This is a genomic window from Ectothiorhodospira shaposhnikovii (genome assembly GCF_016584105.1).
In the GTDB taxonomy this organism is placed as follows: Bacteria; Pseudomonadota; Gammaproteobacteria; order Ectothiorhodospirales; family Ectothiorhodospiraceae; genus Ectothiorhodospira; species Ectothiorhodospira shaposhnikovii.
In genome coordinates this window covers 1-2,558 of the sequence record NZ_NRSM01000072.1, presented here as the reverse complement: position 1 = coordinate 2,558, position 2,558 = coordinate 1, and the positions used below count along the sequence as shown (strand labels likewise).

Here is a 2,558-nt window from a genome sequence, read left to right as displayed (position 1 = left end):
GGGTATACGGATTTAATGGTTGATGGGGCACCTTCACCCCACCAACCTGATACCACCCTCAGATGGTTGATAGATCGACCCCGTAGTTGAGTTCCTCTGCGAAGTCCGGCAGTCCGTAACCGATGGTTTTCTTGTAGAACGGAGAGACCTTTGCAGTCGGGGCCTTCTTCTTGTGCTTCGTGGTGTAGAGCATTCGTGCCCGCATCACCTCGAAGGAGTAACCACGCCCTTCACGGTTCTTGTCCTTGGCCAATCGGTTGATGGACTCCGTGTAAGCGTTGGTGACGGGCATGTCCGTCTCGAAGTAGGTCATGATCTCTTCGCGCCAGTTGCCCACCGCCCTGACCAGATCGCTCCAGACCTCCTTCTGACCCTTCGGAATGGTGGCTATCCAGTCGTCCAGGGCGGCTTCTGCCTGGGGCCGTGTGGTGGCGTCCCAGATGCCATAGAAGCGTTCCTTGTGCTCGTAGGCAGCCAGCAGTTGTGGGAATGCGCCCGTCCAGGTCTCCATGATGAGCCATTCCCGGTCTGAGACTTCGTGAGCGCGTTTCAACAGGATTTTCCGGTCTCCCTTGAGGGTTCGGCTTTGGGAAGGCTTCAGCTCCTTCCTGAGCCCCTTGCGCACCTTCTCCAGGGCATCGTTGGCCATACGCACCACATGGAACTTATCGACCACGATGCGGGCTTGTGGCAGCACCGCCTTGACCGCTGCCCGGTAGGGGTTCCACATGTCCATACTGACGATCTCGACCTTCTGCCGGTCTTTCAGCTTCATCAGGTAGTTGGTCACCACGTCCTGACGGCGGGTGGCCAGCAGGTCAAGCAGGGTTCGCTCCTCGATGTTGGTCAGGATGCAGCGGTAGCGCTTGTTCAGGTACAGCTCGTCGATGCCCAGAATGCGGGGCGTCTCGAAGCGGTGCCAGCGCCCCAGGAACTCGGCACGGGCATTGAAGATGTCGCGTACCGTCTTCTCGTCCAGACCGGTCTGTGCCGCCACGAAGGTGTAGGGGTGGTTGAAGGATTCCTTCTCCACGTACTCATGCAGCCGCAGCGTCATGCGGAAGCCGTCCACCATCTCCGGTAGCTGGGGCCTGAAGCTGGTCTTGCAGGCCCGGCAGGTGTACCGGCGGCGGACCACCCAGAGGGTGACCCGCTTGCCGTGGATGGGCAGATCACGATAGGGAACATCACGCTTGCCGAACCGCACGAACTCACCCTGCACTCCGCATTCTTCGCAGGCAATGGGATCGGGCGCGTCCACTTGGAAGTGCATTTCGTCGTCGGTGGTTTTGCAGCCAAGCACCTCATACTCTGGCAAATGTATGCTGTTACTTTCTTGTAAATCATTCATTCAATATCCTAAAAAAGGTGCCCGTAATGCCTGGTGATATGTTCTCGACTGATCCCTGTCATCCGAGACACCTCCACTTTTGTCACTTTTTTCTTCATGCGTTTCAGGCTGTAAATCGCTTCTTTTATTGCGGACTCGGACTGTTCCCGCCTATGTCGGTGAACCCTCAAGGCCGCCTTTTGGCGGTTTGTCAGGTCTGAATCACTCTCAATATCCTGATATGTGGGAATATCTTTTTTATTCAAGCAGTTGGGAGACACCCAAAGACATTCCGTCCTCTTTGTTCGAGTTTTGCTTGTGCTGGCGTATGTCTCTATATCTACTCGATTCCATCCTGCATTTTCTAACGGAAGGTAAACAGGTGTTTTATAACCCGACAAAACAAACATCCCGCTAGACGACAGCAGCAGATCGACAAGCGCATGATGATCCTCAATGGTCATTTCATTCTCATACTGACCATTAATTCGAGTGTCTGGCACATACGGGGGATCGAGATAGAACAGGGTTCCAGGTCTATCATATCGAGGGATTAGATCAGTGAAGCACAGGTTTTCAATCTGAACTTTTCGCATCCTCGCTTGCACATTGGGAAGACGCTCTATGCCCGTATGAAACTTGCGAACGCTGGCACTGTATCCACCTGCCGGAGCGTCAACGCAGTATGACCACTGCTTAGCTAAGCCCCCGTGAGACTGGCGTTGCACAACGATCATGAGCCTTGCAAGCTCAATTTCATCATATTCATCATATTCATCATCGATAGATGCAGCTGCGGCCTTGAACTCATCTCTACTGTATGGGGTTAATTCCAGTCTGCGAACCAGCTCTTGAGTTTTTCGCTTGTCGGATAGCACATTAAACAGACTGGTCATCTTTCTGTTCAGATCGTTATATACCTCAACTTTGCTTGGTTTTTTGCCAAGCAGAACAGCTCCACTTCCACCAAACACATCGACATACGTCTGATGATCTGGAAAGTGCCTAACGATCTCCTTAACCAGCCTGCTTTTACTTCCGAACCACGTAACAGGCGGTGGTACTGGCTCATATTGTTTCATTCTCACCCCAAATAACCATATATCACACAGGTGGATATTATGTGATATATGGTTAGGAGGCAACAAAACAACCAGCTTTTCCGTTGAGAAAGTGAAATTTGTGAATGAACGCCAAGGTAGAGATCAACCAGATATTCCGGTTACCC

Annotated in this window: 2 protein-coding genes; both read right to left on the bottom strand. The window is 52.4% G+C overall.

Features of this window, described 5'->3' with window-relative positions:
* Positions 1 to 58: 58 nt before the first annotated feature.
* Positions 59 to 1,351 (bottom strand): ISL3 family transposase, encoded by a 1,293-nt coding sequence (locus CKO35_RS17360; protein WP_200177364.1) that lies wholly within the window; start codon positions 1,349 to 1,351, stop codon positions 59 to 61.
* Positions 1,352 to 1,359: 8 nt separating this feature from the next.
* Positions 1,360 to 2,412 carry a DNA adenine methylase gene (locus CKO35_RS17355; protein ID WP_200177363.1) on the bottom strand — a complete coding sequence of 351 codons (1,053 nt, stop codon included), beginning with the start codon at positions 2,410 to 2,412 and terminating at the stop codon, positions 1,360 to 1,362.
* Positions 2,413 to 2,558: the final 146 nt, after the last annotated feature.

Excerpts from the sequence above, each read along its gene's own strand:
- CKO35_RS17355 (WP_200177363.1), bottom strand. The coding sequence starts at position 2,412 with ATGAAACAATATGAGCCAGTACCACCGCCTGTTACGTGGTTCGGAAGT.
- CKO35_RS17360 (WP_200177364.1), bottom strand. The coding sequence starts at position 1,351 with ATGAATGATTTACAAGAAAGTAACAGCATACATTTGCCAGAGTATGAG.